Here is a 16,942-nt window from a genome sequence, read left to right as displayed (position 1 = left end):
AATGCTCCTGGTTAGAAATTCAGGGGGGTGTGGGGGGAATGCGTACGTTTGAAGGAGTAGCCCGAGGCACTCAGGCCATTGATCTGGCGGCTGACGGTGTCTCCCAGGCCGTAGCCGCTGCCGGCCAACACCGCATGGGCGTTGTCCACGGGCAGCAGGATGTAGTCGGTCAGCGGCTCGTCATGCAATTGGCCGCGAATCACCAGGAAGCCCTCTTCCAGGCGCACGCTGATGCCGCTCAATGGCGCGTCGGGTTCATGGGTGTTAAGCACTTGGTAGGTGCCGATAGTGTCGGCCCAGGCCGTGGGCAAGGGCGGTGCCTCGATGCGCTCGCCAATGGCGATGCGCTGGCCGTGACTGCGTGCAGTGAGTATCTGCCGGCCTTGTACTTTCACTACATCAAGCTGGATGCGGCCCAGGTCGCCCAGGTCCTTGAGCCAGAAACCGAGGACCTTTTTCTGCGCGCGCAACCAGCCTTGGTCATCGCGCAATAACTCGAAGTCATAGCCGGCCAGTTCACCGGCCAGGCGTTCATGGTCATCCTTGATGCGGAATACGCCCCAGGCGGTCGCGTAGAACCCGGCCAGGCGCTTGCGGTCAATGGCTGCCGGTACATGACGCAGCTTGAGGCCGTGGCTGGGGGCATGGCAGTCGTCGGCGCAGACGGGTTTTCCGGTCTGGGCCTCAAGCATCAGGCGCAGGCTGTCGGTGGACAGCGACACCACCATCTCTTCGGCATTGCTGTCGTTGGCCATGATGATCACGGCCAGTTGCTGGTCCGGCAGCAGGGTCAATTGCGCGGCGAAATCGTCACCGCCACCGCTGTGCTGATAGGTACGCACGCCCGGACCAATCGGCTCGTCACCGCAGGGCGCCAGGAACCAGCCCAGGCCCATCTGGCAGTCGAAGTCCAGGGCGTTGCCGGTATTTTGCTGGGTGAACATCGCGTCAATCGATGCGCTGTCCAGCACCTGGTTGCCTTCGTAGCGGCCTTTGGCGAACAGCATCTGCACATAGTGGCTGAGGTCCTTGGGGCTGGCCCACAGGCCGCCAGCGGCGAGGTCGCGCACCTGCGCGTCGGTGCTCGCACTGCCGTCCTCATAGCCCAAGGCGCGAAAGCTCAATTGCGCGCCGGTGCCGAGGAAACTGGACTGATTCATCTGCAAGGGTTTGAGCAGGCTGCTTTGCAGTTGGGCTTCGAAACTTTTGCCGCTGCTGCGTTCGATGGCGGCGCCCACCAGTGAATAACCGAGGTTGGAATAAGCCACCTGGGAACCTGGCAGGCTGCTCAGCCACACGCCCGATACGCGCATCGGCATCTGCCCCATGGCGTAGGTGCTGCGAAGGTCGCGCAGGTGTTCGCTGGGTAGACCGGATTGATGGCTGAGCAAGCGCCGCAAGGTGATCGCACGATCAGCCTCGGTTTGATCGCTATGAAAGCGTGAGCGTACGTAGAATTCGCGCAGGGTTTGCTGGATCGGCGCATCCAGTGCCAGGCGTTGTTGCTCTACCAGTTGCAACGCCGCGGTGGCGGTGATCAGTTTGGAGATGCCGCCGGCGCGAAACGCCGTATTGGCAGTGACCGGCACCCCTTGGGCCTTATCGGCCAAGCCAAAGCCACGGGCCCAGATCAGCTCCTGGCCGTTGACCAGGGCAATCGACAAGCCAGCTACATTTTCCCGCGCCATGTCCTTGGGAATGCGGGCTTGCAGGTAACGGATGATCGCGCCGTAATCGCCTTTTTGAATCGTCGGCGGGGCAGGCGGCTGCGAGTGGCAACCGATACTGCCCAGCAGGCAACCCAACAGCGGAATACCGCGCAATCTGCGAAACATGGAAGAGCACCCGATTGGTATTTGGATGCTCGAATGCTAGGGCTGCGGGGGCCAACAATCTTTGAGTGCTTTGTCGAGAAACTGTCAAAGACTGTTAACGGCTACTGCTCCACACTACTTAAGTACGGCGCAACACTGTGGGAGGGGGCAAGTCCCCTCCCGCATTTCAAACCTCTGTTAACCCACAAGTCCCAAACGCTCATGCCAATCGGCAATCGATTCCTCAGGGTATTCATCGAACCGCAAGTCACCCTTGCGCACACTGACCTCCACCCACGGCGCCTTGGAGCCCAGCATCAGGTGCGTGTGTTCCGGCGGCACCGGCAACGGCGTGTCGATGGCCGAGGCAAACGGGTGGATCAGCTCCGGCCACTGCGGGCTGAACAGCCACAGGCCGCTGCCGCACCGGGAGCAGAAATGCCGCTCGGCGCTGCTCGCATGGGCACGGCTGGCGCCCTCGGGCTTGAGCTTGGCGTGGTAGATGGAAATCTGCTTGCGCCCGCGTACCTTCAAGCTCTTGGCATCACCGCCGAGGTTGATCGCATAACCGCCGCCGCCCTGGGTCTTGCGGCAGATCGAGCAGTAGCAGCGCTGGTAAGGGTAGGGATGGGCGCTGGTCAGGCTGAATGTCACAGCGCCACAATGGCAGGATCCTTCGAGTTGCATGGGGCGTCTCCTCTGGCAAGGTGACGTTCAAGCTTAGGCGTTTTCCGGCATCAAGGTAGCGATCAGTGCGCGAATGGTCCCCGGCAGCGCCTCCAATTCGCGTACCAGGATGCTGCGCTCGCGAATCGCCCAGGGCTCATCCAGCTTCACGGTCACCAACTGCATGGTGCGGCTGTGGCGCAGGGCAGCGGACTCGGGAATGATGCCAATGCCCACCCCGGCCTCGACCATCCGGCAGATCGCTTCGAAACTCGAGACTTGGATGCGCAGCGACAACTGCTTGCCCAGGCGCTCAACGTGTTCGCGCAAAAAGCTCAACAGCGTGCTGCCTTCATGCAGGCCGATATGCTGGTACGCCAGGGTCTGCTCCAGGGTGACCGACGGCTGGTCTGCCAGGGGATGCCCCACCGGCACCATCAACACCAGCTCATCGGTGCTGAAATGCAGCACTTGCAACCCCGATGCCTCTACGGGACCGGCAATGATACCCATGTCACTGGTGCCATCGAGCACACCGCGCACGATATCCCGGGACAGGCGCTCCTGCAGGTCAACGGTCACCCCCGGCCGCTGGGACAAAAAGCCCGCCAGCACTTCCGGCAAGAACTCGGTGACCGCCGTGGTGTTGGCGAAGATGCGGATATGCCCGGCCGAATCCACGCCGTATTGGGTGAACTCGCTTTTCAGGTAATCCACCTGGCGCATGATCAACCGCGCGTGATGCAACAGGCGTTCGCCTGCCGGGGTGATCTCTACCCCACGGCTGTCGCGGTACAACAGACGGGTGTCGAGCTGGCCTTCCAGGGCCTTGATCCGCGCACTGGCGGCGGCCGGCGAGAGGAACGCTCGCTTGGCGCCCTGGGTCAGGCTGGGGGATTCGGCGATATGGATAAACAGGCGCAGGTCGGCGAGATCAAAATGCATAAAAAACTCCCGATAGCAGTGGGTCAGTACCCAATGTGCTAGCTGATACACCGCCATCGGGAGCAAGCCCCCTCCAACATTGGAGATGCGGCGTTTTTTTGTAAGTTGGCGTTCAGCATAACCGAACGCTGGTTTATTGAAATGCAAATTCTCAGAACGGCCAGGCCCTTGCATGATCGGCAGCAGACACCCACTGCCTGAGGATCTGCACCCGATGAGTGCCACTGATTGGATCGGCCGAAGTGAAACCGCCCACGACCACCTGAGCCATAACCTGCTCAAGCGTATCGCCGCTACGTTCGGAGAAACTGTGCCCGCAGAGGGCGAAGCCGTTGCGCCACTGTGGCAATGGTGCTTTTTCCAGGACGCGCTGCCGGAATCGGCCTTGGGTAGCGACGGTCACCCCGCCCGCGGCGGCTTCCTGCCGCCGGCCGATAATCGCAATCGCATGTGGGCCGGTGGGCGTATCGAATTCCTGCACCCACTGCGTGCCGGCGAGGCGGCCACCCGTATGTCGACCATCACCCAGGTCGAAGAAAAGGCCGGGCGCACCGGCTCGTTGCTGTTTGTCACTGTGCGCCATGACTACTCCCAGGACGGCCGCCTGGCGATCCGCGAGGAACAGGACATTGTTTACCGCGAACCGACACCGCCCAAGCCCGGCAGCGGCGATGCCCTGGCCCAGGGCGAATGGACGGAGACGGTCGAGCCGACGCCCACCTTGTTGTTCCGCTACAGCGCCGTGACCTTCAACGGCCACCGCATCCACTACGACTACCCCTATGTCACCGGTACCGAAGGTTATGCCGGCCTGGTGGTGCATGGCCCGCTGATCGCCACCTTGAACCTGCGGGCGTTCTGCCGCGCGCATCCGGACGCGACGCTGCGTCGTTTCAGCTATCGCAGCATACGCCCGTTGATTGCGCCGCAGCCATTTGAGGTGGGCGGGCGCCTCACCGCAACCGGGGTCGCAGAACTCTGGGCCGGCAATGCCGAAGGCCTGGCGCAGACCGCCCAGGTGTATTTCGAATAATCCAAGAACAATAGGCGGAGAGCCGTTAATGAACCCCAATGACAACGAAGAACTCACTGCCATCCGCGAAGGCGTGCGTGCCTTGTGCGCCGAGTTCGATGCCACCTATTGGCGCAGCATCGATGAACAAAAGGGCTTCCCCGAAGCCTTCGTCAAGGCGCTGACCGACGCCGGTTGGCTGTCGGCGATGATTCCCGAGGAGTACGGCGGCTCCGGCCTGGGGCTGGCCGAAGCCTCGGTGATCCTCGAGGAAGTCAACCGCTGCGGCGGCAACTCCGGCACCGTGCACGGCCAGATGTACAACATGTTCACGCTGTTGCGTCACGGCAGTGAGGCGCAGAAACGCTTCTACCTGCCCAAGCTGGCCAGCGGTGAGTTGCGTCTGCAATCGATGGGCGTCACCGAGCCCACCACCGGCACCGACACCACCAGGATCAAGACCACCGCTATCAAGCGTGGCGACAAATACGTAATCAACGGTCAGAAAGTCTGGATCTCGCGGGTGCAGCATTCCGACCTGATGATCCTGCTGGCGCGCACCACGCCCTTGGCAGAGGTGAAGAAAAAGTCCGAAGGCATGTCGATCTTCCTGGTTGACCTGCGCGACGCCATCGGTAACGGTCTGACCGTGCAACCCATCGCCAATATGGTCAACCACGAAACCAACGAGCTGTTCTTCGACAACCTCGAGTTGCCCGCTGACAGCCTGATTGGCGAGGAGGGCAAGGGCTTCAAGTACATCCTCGATGGCCTGAATGCCGAGCGCACCCTGATCGCCGCCGAATGCATCGGTGACGGTCGCTGGTTTATTGAAAAGGCCAGCGCCTACGCCCGCGAGCGCGTGGTTTTTGGCCGGCCCATCGGGCAGAACCAGGGCGTGCAATTCCCGATTGCCGAGGCCCATATCGAGATCGAAGCGGCCGACCTGATGCGCTGGCGCGCCTGTGAGGAATACGACAGCGGCAAGCACGCCGGGGCCAGCGCCAACATGGCCAAGTACCTGGCGGCCAAGGCGTCCTGGGAAGCGGCCAACGCCTGTCTGCAAACCCACGGCGGTTTTGGCTTTGCCTGCGAATACGACGTGGAGCGCAAATTCCGCGAGACCCGCCTGTACCAGGTGGCGCCTATCTCCACCAACCTGATCCTGTCCTACGTGGCCGAGCATTTGCTCGAACTGCCACGTAGCTTCTGAGGGCCTGAGCATGCGTGATACCCAGGCCCTGTGCCGTTTCCTCGCTGATCTGACGTATCAACAGGTGCCCGAGCCGGTACTGGTGCGCATCGAAGAGCTGTATCTGGATTGGCTCGCTTCGGCACTGGCCAGCCAGGGCGCCCATCCGATTCCACTGTTCGAACGTTATGCGCAGAAGATGGGGCCGAGCAGCGGCCCGGCCCAGGTGATCGTCAACGGCACCGGCACCAGCGCGTATTTTGCCGCGCTGGTCAACGCGGCCTCATCCCATCTGGTGGAGCAGGATGACCTGCACAACAGCTCGGTGCTGCACCCGGCCACGGTGGTGTTTCCTGCCGCTTTGGCCGCTGCCCAGGACCTCAATAAGTCTGGCCGCGAGTTGTTGTTGGCCTCGGTGGCCGGTTATGAGGCTGGGATTCGCATCGGTGAATTCATGGGTCGCTCCCACTATCGCATCTTCCACACCACGGCCACGGTCGGCACCCTGGCGGCGGCGGTCGCGGTGGGCAAGTTGCTCGATTTCAACCAGGAACAGTTCATCAACCTGCTCGGCAGCGCCGGCACCCAGGCGGCCGGGCTGTGGGAGTTCTTGCGCGATGCCGCCGACTCCAAGCAACTGCATACGGCCAAGGCGGCGGCGGACGGCTTGCTGGCGGCCTATCTCACCGCCGATGGCTTGACCGGTGCACGCAATATTCTGGAAGGCGACCAGGGGCTGGCGGCGGGCATGTCCACTGATGCCGAACCAGGCAAATTATCCGCCGGCCTAGGCAGCCGTTGGGCGCTGGTGGAAACCTCGTTCAAATTCCACGCTTCCTGTCGCCACACCCATCCAGCCGCCGATGCACTGCTGGCGGTGATGCAGCGCGAGGGCTTGAGCGCCGCACAGATTGCTCGGGTACAGACCCGCGTGCATCAAGGCGCCATCGATGTGCTCGGTCGAGTGACGGTGCCGACCACGGTGCACCAGGCCAAATTCTCCATGGGCACCGTGCTCGGCCTGATCGCCGTGCATGGCAAGGCTGGGCTGCCTGAGTTCCATGAACTGGCGTTGAACGACCCCGCCGTCGCGGCCTTTCGCGACAAGGTCAGCATGACTCTCGACCCCGAGGTCGATGCTGCCTACCCGCAGCGCTGGCTGGGCCGCGTCACCGTCACCACCACCGACGGCCGCACGCTGCACGGCGCCATCGACGAGCCCAAGGGCGACCCGGGCAACACCCTGAGTCGCTCGGAGCTGGCGGACAAATTCCAGCGCCTGACCCAATTCAGCAACGCCCGCACCTCGACCCAGGCCAGCGGGTTGATCGAGCAGGTGTGGAACCTGCGCCAAACCGCGTCCATGGCCCATTGGCTTTGAGGGATTTGTCATGAGTAACCAACGACCGCTGGACGGCATCACCGTCGTCAGCCTGGAGCACGCGATTGCCGCGCCATTCTGCACCCGCCAACTGGCCGATCTGGGGGCCCGGGTGATCAAGGTCGAGCGTCCCGGTGCCGGTGACTTTGCCCGGGGCTATGACGAACGCGTGCGCGGCCTGGCGTCGCATTTCGTCTGGACCAACCGTTCCAAAGAGAGCCTGACCCTGGACCTCAAGCAGTACGAGGCGGGCGCCATTCTCGAGGCGCTGCTCGCCGATGCCGATGTGCTGGTGCAGAACCTGGCTCCCGGCGCGGCGGCGCGCATGGGCTTGTCGTTCGAGGCGTTGCATGAGCGTTTCCCGCGGCTGATCGTCTGTGATATTTCCGGCTACGGCGAAGGCGGGCCCTACGAGAAAAAGAAAGCCTACGACCTGCTGATCCAGAGTGAAGGCGGCTTTCTCTCGGTGACTGGTGGCCCGGGTGACGAGCAAATGGCCAAGGCCGGTTGCTCCATCGCCGATATCTCCGCTGGCATGTACGCCTACAGCGGCATCCTTTCGGCGCTGCTGCTGCGTGGCAAGACCGGCAAGGGCAGCCGCATCGACGTGAGCATGCTCGAAAGCCTGGTGGAGTGGATGGGTTACCCGATGTACTACGCCTTCGACGGCGCGCCACCGCCACCTCGTGCCGGCGCGGCGCATTCGACGATTTATCCGTATGGGCCGTTTCCCACCGGTGACGGCGGTACGGTGATGCTCGGGTTGCAGAACGAGCGTGAGTGGGCGGCGTTCTGCGACAAGGTATTGCTCACCCCCGCGCTAGCGACGGACGAACGTTTCAGCGCCAATTTCAAGCGTTCGGCCAACCGCGACGCGCTGCGCCAGATCATTGTCGCAAGCTTTGCCCAGTTGGACGCCGAGGCGGTGATCCAGCGTCTGGAGGACGCGCAGATCGCCAGCGCTCGGGTCAACGATATGCAAGGCGTGTGGGACCACCCGCAACTCAAGGCCCGTGACAGCTGGCGCGAAGTCGATAGCCCGGCCGGGCCGTTGCCGTCGCTGTTACCACCGGCGCGCAATGCCGCGTTTACCCCGCGCATGGATGGCGTGCCGGCTTTGGGACAACACAGCCAGGGTATCCTCGACCAGCTGGGTTATTGCGCCGACACCATCGACAGCCTGCGTGCACGCGGCGTTATCTAACCAGGAATTTCAGCGATGCCAAAGCCCCTAGTACGTTCAGCGTTATTTGTGCCGGGCAGCCGCCCGGAGCGGTTTGCCAAAGCCCTGGCCAGTGGCGCCGACGCGGTAATCGTGGATTTTGAAGACGCAGTGGAAGAACCGCTCAAGCGCCAGGCCCGGGACAACCTGGGGGAGTTCTTGCACGCCCATCCTGGGGCCCAGGTGTGGGTGCGTATCAATGCGCCGGAGCACGCCGAGCATTTTGAGGATGTGGCGTTCTGCAAGGCCCATGCAAATGTCGCGGGTGTGCTGCTACCCAAGGTTGAGAGCGCAGCCCAGGTCGCCGTAGTAGCTGCCACCGGCAAACCCATCTGGCCGATCATCGAAAGCGCTCGCGGCTTGTTGGCGGTGGCCGACATTGCCCATGCTCCGCTGGTGGAGCGGCTGTCGTTCGGTGGCTTGGACCTGGCCCTGGACCTCAACCTGAGCAGCCATTCCCGCGCCGCTGAGTTTGCCCTCGACCAGGCGCGCCTGGCGCTGATCGTGCATTCGCGCGCCGCCGGGCTGGTCGCACCGCTGGACGGCGTACACCCCGCCATCGACGACCCCGAGGGCCTGCGCTGCTCGATCCGGCACGCTTATGAAATGGGCTTTGCCGGGGCGCTGTGTATCCATCCCAAGCAGGTTTCGGTGATTCACCAGGCGCTGGCGCCCAGCGCCGAAGACCTGGCATGGGCCAAGCGTGTGGTGGAGGCCGGAGCCCATGGGGCAGGGGCGTATCAGATTGATGGGCAGATGGTGGATGCGCCGGTGCTGTTACGGGCACAAAGACTGCTGGCTGCCCAACTCTAACTGGATAACCCCCCCACAAGGTTCTCCATTGATCTTGAGAGGGGTGTTCGGCCAGGCCGAACGCAGGTATCTAGAATTCGAAATTCTCAACACGCGTCACATCAGGCACCTTGCCTGACAACACAACAATAAGAAGGTGATTTCCCCATGCTCAAGTTTTCTCGGGCGCTGCTGTGCGCCGCCACCTTGTTTGCCGCAGGCCTGGCCCAGGCGGCCGACCCGATCGTGATCAAGTTTGCCCACGTGGTCGCCGAAAACACCCCCAAGGGCCAGGGCGCGTTGCTGTTCAAGAAACTCGCCGAAGAACGCCTGCCCGGCAAGGTCAAGGTCGAGGTGTACCCGAACTCGTCGCTGTTCGGAGATGGCAAGGAAATGGAAGCGCTGTTGCTGGGCGATGTGCAGATGCTGGCGCCGTCCCTGGCCAAGTTCGAGCAGTACACCAAGCAAGTGCAGATCTACGACCTGCCGTTCCTGTTCAACGACCTGGCCGCCGTCGACCGTTTCCAGGCCGCCGAGGGCAAGCAGCTGCTGACCTCGATGCAGGACAAGAACATCCTCGGCCTGGCCTATTGGCACAACGGCCTCAAGCAGCTCTCCGCCAACAAGGCCCTGCATGAACCCAAGGACGCCCGTGGCCTGAAGTTCCGCGTGCAAGCCTCCAGCGTGCTCGAGGAACAGTTCAAGGCAATCCGTGCCAACCCGCGCAAGATGAGCTTCGCCGAGGTCTATCAAGGGCTGCAGACCGGCACCGTGAATGGTACCGAGAACACCTGGTCGAACTATGAAAGCCAGAAGGTCAACGAGGTGCAGAAGTACTTCACCGAATCCAACCATGGCTTGATCGACTACATGGTGATCACCAACGCCAAGTTCTGGAACGGCCTGCCACCGGATACCCGCAGCACCCTGGAGCAGATCATGGCCGAGGTCACCGTCGAGGTGAACAAACAGGCCGAAGCGCTGAACCAGTCGGCCAAGCAGAAGATCATCGACGCCAAGACCAGCGAAATCATCGAACTGACGCCTGAGCAACGCACCCTTTGGCGCGAAGCCATGCGCCCGGTGTGGCAGAAGTTCGAAGGCGCGATCGGGGCTGACCTGATCAAGGCAGCGGACGCTTCCAACCAATAATCCCAGGGTGTACTGAGATCCAATGTGGGAGGGGGCTTGCTCCCGATAGCGGTGGATCAGAGACAGATCTGCAAGCTGACACACTGCTATCGGGAGCAAGCCCCCTCCCACATTTCGGGCAAGTTCCACCCTGGTATTTCATTTGCCTCGCGAGGTTTTGCCATGCAAACGCTAAGGCGCGTCTGGGAGCACTTGGAGGAAGGCTTTATTGCCTTCCTGCTCGCCGCCATGACTCTGGTGACATTCGTCTACGTCATGCTCAACAACATCTACACCCTGTTCTTCGCCCTGGCGGATAAATGGGCGTGGAGCAGCAATTTCTTCAACGTCCTGGGCGACGGCACCATGACCTGGGCCCAGGACATGACTTGGAGCGTGGCGCTGACCAAGGCCATGTTCGGCTGGCTGATTTTCTTCGGCATTTCCTACGGTGTACGCACCGCCGGCCACCTCGGCGTGGACGCGCTGGTCAGGCTGACCAAGCGCCCTGTGCAACGCCTGCTCGGCCTGCTCGCTTGCTTGTGCTGCCTGGCCTATGCCGGGTTGTTCATGGTGGCCAGCTACAAGTGGGTGAGTGCAGTGATGACCGCACATATCGGTGCCGAAGACCTCGACCAGTTCGGCGTCGATGTGGGCGACATCGTGGTGATCGTGCCCATCGGTTTTGCCTTGGTATTCATCCGCTACCTGGAAATTTTCTACCGCATCTTTACCCACCGACAAGTCGGGTTGGGTCTGGCCGACGAGGCCGGTGAGGCCAGCAAGTTGGCCGGCAGCCATGAGGAGCGTCACTGATGGCCGTGCTCTGTCTGTTCTTGCTGTTGTTCGTGTTCATGTTCCTGGGCGTGCCGATTGCGATTTCCCTGGGGCTGTCCGGTGCGGTGTCGATTCTGATGTTCAGCCAGGACTCGGTGAGTTCCCTGGCGATCAAGCTGTTTGAAACCTCCGACGCCTACACCTTCCTGGCGATTCCGTTCTTCCTGCTGTCCGGCGCGTTCATGACCACCGGCGGCGTAGCCCAGCGGCTGATCGACTTTGCCAATGCCTGTGTGGGCCACATCCGTGGCGGCCTGGCGATTGCGGCAGTGCTGGCCTGCATGTTGTTTGCGGCGCTGTCCGGCTCGTCACCGGCCACGGTGGCGGCGGTGGGCTCGATTGCCGTGGCAGGCATGGTGCGTTCCGGTTATCCGAAGGAGTTTGGTGCGGGGATCATCTGCAACGCCGGGACCTTGGGGATCCTGATTCCGCCGTCGATTGTGATGGTGGTGTATTCGGCGGCGACTGAAACCTCGGTGGGCAAGCTGTTCATGGCCGGGGTGATCCCCGGACTGTTGCTGGGCCTGATGCTGATGATCGCGATCTACATCGTCGCGCGTATCAAGAAGCTACCCGCGCAACCACGGGCGACATTTCGCGAGTGGTTGAGTTGCGCACGCCGGGCGTTCTGGGGCCTGTTGCTGTTAGTGATCATCCTCGGCGGCATCTACAGCGGCATGTTCACCCCCACCGAAGCAGCGGCGGTGGCGGCTGTGTATTCGGCGTTTGTGGCGCTGTTCATCTACAAGGACATGAAGCTGCGTGATTGCCCCAAGGTTCTGCTCGAATCCGGGCGGTTGTCGATCATGCTGATGTTCATCATCGCCAACGCCATGCTGTTTGCCCATGTGCTGACCACGGAGCAGATCCCCCAGGAAATCACGGCGTGGGTAATCTCCGAAGGGCTGACGCCGATTGGTTTCCTGATCATGGTCAACGTGGTGCTGCTGATTGCCGGCAGCTTCATGGAACCGTCGGCCATCGTGCTGATCCTGGCGCCGATCTTCTTCCCGATTGCGATGAAGCTGGGCATTGATCCGATTCACCTGGGCATCGTGATGGTGGTGAATATGGAAATCGGCCTGGTGCATCCACCGGTGGGGTTGAACCTGTTCGTGACCTCGGCGGTGACCGGGTTGACGCTGGGGCAGACCATTCGCGCGGCCATGCCGTGGTTGCTGATTCTGTTGGTGTTCCTGATCATGGTCACTTATTTGCCGTTCATTTCCCTCGCACTGCCGCACTGGCTCGGAATGTAAACGCAGTCAAAAATGTGGGAGGGGGCTTGCTCCCGATGAGGGAGTGTCAGTAATGCATCTGTAACTGAACCACCGCCATCGGGGGCAAGCCCCCTCCCACAGGGTTTTTGTGTTCGGTGTTATTTATCCAGCGCACTCAAGATCGCGTGCGCCACCTTCACCCGCTCGGCATTCGGATAGTTGCGGTTCGCCAGGATCACCACGCCCACATCCTTGCTCGGCACATACGCAACATACGCACCAAACCCACCAGTGGAGCCGGTCTTGTTGTACAGCACGTTGGCCGGTTGCGCCTGGGCCGGGCTCAGCCAGTTGACTTTGTGCGGCTCCATCGCCATCGGCGTGGAGTTGCCGTCGATCAACGCTTGCAGGGTGATGGGGTAGGGGTAGCGTTCCCAACCCAGGCCCTGGGTCATGCCGTTGACGGTGTAGTAGCCGGCGTGAGTGGCTGCAATGGCCTGTTGTAGCGGCTGTTCCAGGGCCTGCGGGTGCATGTTGGCGATAACGTAGCGGGCCAGGTCCTGGCTGCTGGTCTTGATGCCGTAGGCTTCGCCGTCCAAGGCGCCGGGGCTGACGCGTACGGGGTTTTGCTGCTTGTCATAGCCTTGGGCATATTGGCCGGCTTTGTCGCTGCGCACGCTGACATAGGTGTTGGTCAGGCCCAGCTTGGGCAGCAGGGTCTTCTCCATGGCGACGTTGAACGGCTGGCCCAGGCTTTGCGCTGTCAGGTAGCCGAACAGGCCGATGCTGGGGTTGGAGTACAGGCGTTGTTCGCCCGGCGCATAAGTGGGCTTCCAGTGTTGGAAGTAGCCGAGCATGGTGTTGGCACTGTCGGCTGTTTTCGGGAACTGCAGGGGCAGGCCGCCTGGTGTATAGGTCGCCAATTGCAGCAGGCTGATGTGATCGAACGCGCTGCCAGCCAGGGCGGGCAAGTGTTGGCTGGCCATGTCCGACAGCTTGAGCTTGCCGGTGGCCTGGGCATACCCGCCGAGGGTGGCTGTGAAGGTTTTACTCACCGAGCCGATTTCGAACAGGGTGTCTTCGGTGACTGGTGCCTGGGTGTCCTTGGCGGCTACGCCGTAGTTAAAGTATTGCACCTTGCCTTGGTTAACGATGGCCACCGACAAGCCCGGGATAGCTTGCTGCTGCATCAAGGCTTTGACGTTGCTGTCCACGACCTGGCGTATATCGACGGCGGCCATGCAACTGCCAGACCCCAGTAATAACGCGGAAACCAGCAGTGTTTGTAAGTTACGCTTCATGGTGACTCGCTTCCATGTAAAAGAGTGATGACGATCAGAACCTGCGCAGGCGTGGCAAATCTAGGTGGATTTCAGGACGCGGGCAAACGATGATATCTCGCACCAGCCATTAGAAAAATTGGGGTAAGCCTTGCTGCGTTCCCACTTGCCGCTCAATGCCCTGCGTGCCTTCGAAGCCTCGGCGCGCCATTTGAGCTTTACCCGTGCGGCCATTGAGCTGTGCGTGACCCAGGCGGCCGTCAGCCATCAGGTTAAAAGTCTCGAAGCCCAACTCAATGTTACGTTGTTCAAGCGCTTGCCTCGGGGCTTGATGCTCACCAGCGAAGGCGAAACCCTGCTGCCGGTGCTGCGTGATGCCTTTGATCGCATTGCCCTGACGTTGGGCCAGTTCGAGGGCGGGCATTACCGTGAAGTGCTGACGGTGGGGGCGGTCGGCACCTTTGCGGTGGGCTGGCTGTTGCCACGCCTGGCGGATTTCCACAGTCGCTACCCGTTTATCGACCTGCGCCTGTCCACCCACAACAACCGCGTGGATGTGGCCGCCGAAGGCCTTGACTACGCGATCCGCTTTGGCGCCGGTGCCTGGCACGGCACCGATGCATGCCCATTGCTGGAGGCGCCGTTGACGGTGTTGTGCGTACCGCAGATTGCCGAGCAACTGCAAAGCCCGGCGGACGTGTTGAAGCACACCTTGCTGCGCTCCTACCGTGCCGATGAGTGGAACCTGTGGTTCCAGGCCGCCGGCTTGCCCACCGATACGCGGGTGCCGCGCAGTATCGTGTTCGACTCCTCGCTGGCGATGATGGAAGCCGCCCTGCAAGGCAGCGGCGTGGCGCTGGCGCCGGCGCTGATGTTTTCGCGGCAGTTGGAGAGCGATGTGTTCCGCCAGCCGTTCCAGGTAGGAATTACGACTGGCAGCTATTGGTTGACCCGTTTGCAGTCGCGCAATGAAACACCGGCGATGCTCGCGTTCAAAGGTTGGTTGCAGACGAGTGCTGCCTAACCTGGGAGGGTCTGTTAGACGAGGTATTTGTGGAACCAGCCCAGGGTACGCTCCCAGGCGAGGTTCGCTGCTGCTTCGTCATAGCGCGGTGTCGAATCGTTGTGAAAGCCGTGGTTGGCGCCCTTGTAGATATACGCCTCATAGGTGGTGCCGGCGGCTTTCAATGCCTGCTCATACGCCGGCCAGCCCTCATTGATTCGCGTATCCAGCTCACCGTAATGCAACATGATCGGCGCCTTGATGCGCGGTACATCCTTGGCATCGGGTTGGCGCCCGTAGAACGACACCGCCGCGCCCAGTTCCGGGTAGGCCACAGCCGCTGCATTGGTCACGCCGCCGCCATAGCAGAACCCGGTGATGCCGACCTTGCCGGTGCTGCTGTCGTGGTGCATCAGCCATTCGATGGCGGCGAAGAAGTCGTTCATTAGCTTGGTCGGGTCGACGGTCTGTTGCAGTGCCACGCCTTTTTCGTCGTTGCCGGGGTAGCCGCCGACCGAGGTCAGGCCGTCCGGGGCCAGGGCGATAAAGCCGGCCTTGGCCAAGCGCCGGGCAACGTCTTCGATATAGGGGTTCAGGCCACGGTTTTCATGCACCACCACCACGGCCGGCAGCTTGCCGGCGACCTTGGCCGGGCGCACCAGGTAGCCGCGCACCGTGCCGTTGCCCTTGGGCGATGGGTAGGTGATGTAGTCGGCGACGATGTCCGGGTCAGTGAATTTCACTTGTTCGGCCAGGGCGTAGTTGGGGCTCAGGGCTGCCAGCAGCGCCGAGGCGGTGAGGCCGCCGAAGGTGAACAGCGCCGCACGGTCGAGAAATTCGCGGCGGTTGAGCTTGCCGTGGGCGTAGCCGTCGTAGAGCTCCAGCAGTTCGGGGGCAAAGTCCTTGGCGGTGAGACGGGTCATTGTGCAGTCCTCGGTCAGCGGTTGCAGTCACTGTAGACCAGGATCAAGGCTCGCGACCATGGGCGGCCGCGGCCAGTTGGCCGGTGTCGACGCGCACGAACACCGAGTCACCGATGGCGGTGAGTACGTCGCCGGCATACACCTCGCAGACTACGCGGCTTTTGCGTCCGACGTCGCCTTCGACCCGCGCACGCAGGGTCAGGGGCACACCCATGGGGGTGGGCTTGATGAACTTGATACCGAGGTTGCCGGTGACGCAGTCAATGCGTGGCAGGCTGCCGGGTTTACGTTGCTCGGCACGGTAGTGGTAGGCCATGGCGGTCCAGTTGGAATGGCAGTCCACCAGCATGGCGATCAGGCCACCGTAGACCAAGTCCGGCCAGCCGCTGTATTTAGCCTCGGGCTGATGCTCGGCGATGACGTGCACGCCATCGTCGGCCCAGCGGCTCTTGATGTGCAGGCCGTGGGGGTTGCTGCTACCGCAGCCATAGCAGATGCCTTCAGGCGCGGTAGTGTCCTGCAGAGATGCGCTGTGCATGTAGAGTCCTTGTTGTTCTTGGGGCGACGCCTCTGTTTAGCAGGCTGCGCGTCAGCGAGCAAACTTCTTCGCCCCGGCCACGCAGCCGATCACCGCCACCGTCACCAGCACCATGCCCAGGCTGACCTGTTCGTGCAGCAGGCCCGCCGCCAGCGCCAGGCCGAAGAAAGGTTGCAGCAACTGCAACTGGCCGACTGCAGCAATACCGCCCTGGGCCAGGCCGCGGTACCAGAACACAAAGCCGATCAACATGCTGAACAGCGACACGTACCCCAGGCTCAGCCACGCTGGCAGGCTGATGCCATTGAAGGACGAAGGCGCCAGCAGCAGGCTCAGCGGCGCCACTACCGGCAACGACACCGCCAACGCCCAGCAGATCACCTGCCAGCCGCCGAGGCTGCGCGACAGTTTGGCGCCTTCGGCATAACCCAGGCCGCATACCAGCACTGCCAACAGCATCAATAAGTCGCCCGCAGGAGCGGCGCTCAAGCCTTGGGCCAAGGCATAACCCATCACCAACAGACTGCCCAGGGTCGAAAACAACCAGAACACCGGCCTGGGCCGCTCACCGCCACGCAGCACGCCGAACACCGCCGTGGCCAGTGGCAGCAGGCCGATGAAGACGATGGAGTGGGCCGAGGTCACGTATTGCAGGGCCAGGGCCGTCAGCAGTGGGAAGCCGATCACTACGCCGAGGGCGACGATGATCAGCGGTGCCCATTGCTGGCGGGCAGGGCGTTTCTCCTTGAACAGCCACAACAGGCCTATGCCCAGCAAGGCGGCGAGGGTCGCGCGGATCATGGTGAGGAATACCGGGTCGAACTCCATCACCGCCAGGCGCGTGGCCGGCAGCGAGCCGCTGAAAATCACCACGCCGATAAAACCGTTGATCCAGCCCTGGGTACTGCTATCCAGGGTGCCGAGGCGGGAGGTACGTTCCATAAGGGGCTGTCCGAAAAAGGGGGATTGCGTGGCGGCTATCCTAG

16 protein-coding genes are annotated in these 16,942 nt (G+C 62.1%); 9 read left to right on the top strand and 7 right to left on the bottom strand.

Annotated elements, in window-relative coordinates; genetic code table 11:
• Nucleotides 1-11: 11 nt before the first annotated feature.
• The 3 genes from ASD70_RS08305 to ASD70_RS08295 all read right to left on the bottom strand — a co-directional run bounded on the left by ASD70_RS08305 (nt 12) and on the right by ASD70_RS08295 (nt 3,425).
• A complete protein-coding gene (locus tag ASD70_RS08305; protein ID WP_056846171.1) occupies nt 12-1,835 on the bottom strand; it encodes a serine hydrolase domain-containing protein in 1,824 nt (607 codons plus the stop codon).
• Nucleotides 1,836-2,012: 177 nt separating this feature from the next.
• On the bottom strand, nt 2,013-2,501 hold the full coding sequence (locus ASD70_RS08300; protein ID WP_046068376.1) for a GFA family protein: 489 nt from the start codon (nt 2,499-2,501) through the stop codon (nt 2,013-2,015).
• A 33-nt stretch (nt 2,502-2,534) separates the two neighbouring features.
• Nucleotides 2,535-3,425: a LysR family transcriptional regulator gene (locus ASD70_RS08295; protein WP_046068375.1), complete on the bottom strand. Its 891-nt coding sequence runs from the start codon at nt 3,423-3,425 to the stop codon at nt 2,535-2,537.
• Between the two features lie 214 nt (nt 3,426-3,639).
• Between ASD70_RS08295 and ASD70_RS08290 the strand changes: the two genes are divergently transcribed.
• The 8 genes from ASD70_RS08290 to dctM all read left to right on the top strand — a co-directional run bounded on the left by ASD70_RS08290 (nt 3,640) and on the right by dctM (nt 12,251).
• Nucleotides 3,640-4,458: an FAS1-like dehydratase domain-containing protein gene (locus tag ASD70_RS08290; protein ID WP_056846170.1), complete on the top strand. Its 819-nt coding sequence runs from the start codon at nt 3,640-3,642 to the stop codon at nt 4,456-4,458.
• A 28-nt stretch (nt 4,459-4,486) separates the two neighbouring features.
• On the top strand, nt 4,487-5,650 hold the full coding sequence (locus ASD70_RS08285) for an acyl-CoA dehydrogenase family protein (RefSeq protein ID WP_056846169.1): 1,164 nt from the start codon (nt 4,487-4,489) through the stop codon (nt 5,648-5,650).
• A gap of 10 nt (nt 5,651-5,660) precedes the next feature.
• Entirely contained in the window at nt 5,661-7,010 is a 1,350-nt protein-coding gene (locus ASD70_RS08280; RefSeq protein WP_056846168.1) for an MmgE/PrpD family protein, read from the top strand.
• A 10-nt stretch (nt 7,011-7,020) separates the two neighbouring features.
• A complete protein-coding gene (locus ASD70_RS08275) occupies nt 7,021-8,214 on the top strand; it encodes a CaiB/BaiF CoA transferase family protein (RefSeq protein WP_056846167.1) in 1,194 nt (397 codons plus the stop codon).
• Nucleotides 8,215-8,229: 15 nt separating this feature from the next.
• Nucleotides 8,230-9,045, top strand: coding sequence for an HpcH/HpaI aldolase/citrate lyase family protein (locus tag ASD70_RS08270; RefSeq protein ID WP_046068371.1), 816 nt, complete (start codon nt 8,230-8,232; stop codon nt 9,043-9,045).
• A 147-nt stretch (nt 9,046-9,192) separates the two neighbouring features.
• A complete protein-coding gene (locus tag ASD70_RS08265) occupies nt 9,193-10,176 on the top strand; it encodes a TRAP transporter substrate-binding protein (protein ID WP_056846166.1) in 984 nt (327 codons plus the stop codon).
• Between the two features lie 162 nt (nt 10,177-10,338).
• Nucleotides 10,339-10,971 carry a TRAP transporter small permease gene (locus tag ASD70_RS08260; RefSeq protein ID WP_046068369.1) on the top strand — a complete coding sequence of 211 codons (633 nt, stop codon included), beginning with the start codon at nt 10,339-10,341 and terminating at the stop codon, nt 10,969-10,971.
• On the top strand, nt 10,971-12,251 hold the full coding sequence (gene dctM, locus ASD70_RS08255; RefSeq protein WP_046068368.1) for a C4-dicarboxylate TRAP transporter large permease protein DctM: 1,281 nt from the start codon (nt 10,971-10,973) through the stop codon (nt 12,249-12,251). The genes ASD70_RS08260 and dctM overlap by 1 nt, the downstream gene beginning before the upstream one ends.
• Nucleotides 12,252-12,370: 119 nt before the next feature.
• On the opposite strand, the gene ampC is transcribed toward dctM, so the two are convergent.
• Nucleotides 12,371-13,513, bottom strand: coding sequence for a class C beta-lactamase (gene ampC / locus ASD70_RS08250; protein WP_056846165.1), 1,143 nt, complete (start codon nt 13,511-13,513; stop codon nt 12,371-12,373).
• 130 nt (nt 13,514-13,643) lie between these two features.
• On the opposite strand from ampC, the gene ASD70_RS08245 reads away from it, so the two are divergent.
• A complete protein-coding gene (locus ASD70_RS08245) occupies nt 13,644-14,516 on the top strand; it encodes a LysR family transcriptional regulator (protein WP_056846164.1) in 873 nt (290 codons plus the stop codon).
• Between the two features lie 14 nt (nt 14,517-14,530).
• Here the strand turns inward: ASD70_RS08245 and yghX are convergent, their stop codons facing one another.
• The 3 genes from yghX to ASD70_RS08230 are packed head-to-tail and all read right to left on the bottom strand — an operon-like array spanning nt 14,531 to nt 16,898.
• Nucleotides 14,531-15,418, bottom strand: coding sequence for a YghX family hydrolase (gene yghX / locus ASD70_RS08240; protein ID WP_056846163.1), 888 nt, complete (start codon nt 15,416-15,418; stop codon nt 14,531-14,533).
• Nucleotides 15,419-15,461: 43 nt separating this feature from the next.
• The gene (locus ASD70_RS08235; RefSeq protein ID WP_056846162.1) at nt 15,462-15,956 is read right to left on the bottom strand and encodes a PaaI family thioesterase; all 495 of its coding nucleotides are present in this window, start codon (nt 15,954-15,956) and stop codon (nt 15,462-15,464) included.
• Nucleotides 15,957-16,007: 51 nt separating this feature from the next.
• Nucleotides 16,008-16,898, bottom strand: coding sequence for a DMT family transporter (locus tag ASD70_RS08230; RefSeq protein ID WP_056846161.1), 891 nt, complete (start codon nt 16,896-16,898; stop codon nt 16,008-16,010).
• Nucleotides 16,899-16,942 lie beyond the last annotated feature (44 nt).

The sequence above is a fragment of the Pseudomonas sp. Root569 genome, assembly GCF_001427465.1.
Taxonomy (GTDB): Bacteria; Pseudomonadota; Gammaproteobacteria; order Pseudomonadales; family Pseudomonadaceae; genus Aquipseudomonas; species Aquipseudomonas synxantha.
Note: the sequence above shows the minus strand (reverse complement) of the source record. Positions and strands in the feature narration are given on the sequence as shown.

Coding starts and splice junctions, on each gene's coding strand:
- ASD70_RS08305 (WP_056846171.1), bottom strand. CDS start 1,835: ATGTTTCGCAGATTGCGCGGTATTCCGCTGTTGGGTTGCCTGCTGGGC.
- ASD70_RS08300 (WP_046068376.1), bottom strand. CDS start 2,501: ATGCAACTCGAAGGATCCTGCCATTGTGGCGCTGTGACATTCAGCCTG.
- ASD70_RS08295 (WP_046068375.1), bottom strand. CDS start 3,425: ATGCATTTTGATCTCGCCGACCTGCGCCTGTTTATCCATATCGCCGAA.
- ASD70_RS08290 (WP_056846170.1), top strand. CDS start 3,640: ATGAGTGCCACTGATTGGATCGGCCGAAGTGAAACCGCCCACGACCAC.
- ASD70_RS08285 (WP_056846169.1), top strand. CDS start 4,487: ATGAACCCCAATGACAACGAAGAACTCACTGCCATCCGCGAAGGCGTG.
- ASD70_RS08280 (WP_056846168.1), top strand. CDS start 5,661: ATGCGTGATACCCAGGCCCTGTGCCGTTTCCTCGCTGATCTGACGTAT.
- ASD70_RS08275 (WP_056846167.1), top strand. CDS start 7,021: ATGAGTAACCAACGACCGCTGGACGGCATCACCGTCGTCAGCCTGGAG.
- ASD70_RS08270 (WP_046068371.1), top strand. CDS start 8,230: ATGCCAAAGCCCCTAGTACGTTCAGCGTTATTTGTGCCGGGCAGCCGC.
- ASD70_RS08265 (WP_056846166.1), top strand. CDS start 9,193: ATGCTCAAGTTTTCTCGGGCGCTGCTGTGCGCCGCCACCTTGTTTGCC.
- ASD70_RS08260 (WP_046068369.1), top strand. CDS start 10,339: ATGCAAACGCTAAGGCGCGTCTGGGAGCACTTGGAGGAAGGCTTTATT.
- dctM (WP_046068368.1), top strand. CDS start 10,971: ATGGCCGTGCTCTGTCTGTTCTTGCTGTTGTTCGTGTTCATGTTCCTG.
- ampC (WP_056846165.1), bottom strand. CDS start 13,513: ATGAAGCGTAACTTACAAACACTGCTGGTTTCCGCGTTATTACTGGGG.
- yghX (WP_056846163.1), bottom strand. CDS start 15,418: ATGACCCGTCTCACCGCCAAGGACTTTGCCCCCGAACTGCTGGAGCTC.
- ASD70_RS08235 (WP_056846162.1), bottom strand. CDS start 15,956: ATGCACAGCGCATCTCTGCAGGACACTACCGCGCCTGAAGGCATCTGC.
- ASD70_RS08230 (WP_056846161.1), bottom strand. CDS start 16,898: ATGGAACGTACCTCCCGCCTCGGCACCCTGGATAGCAGTACCCAGGGC.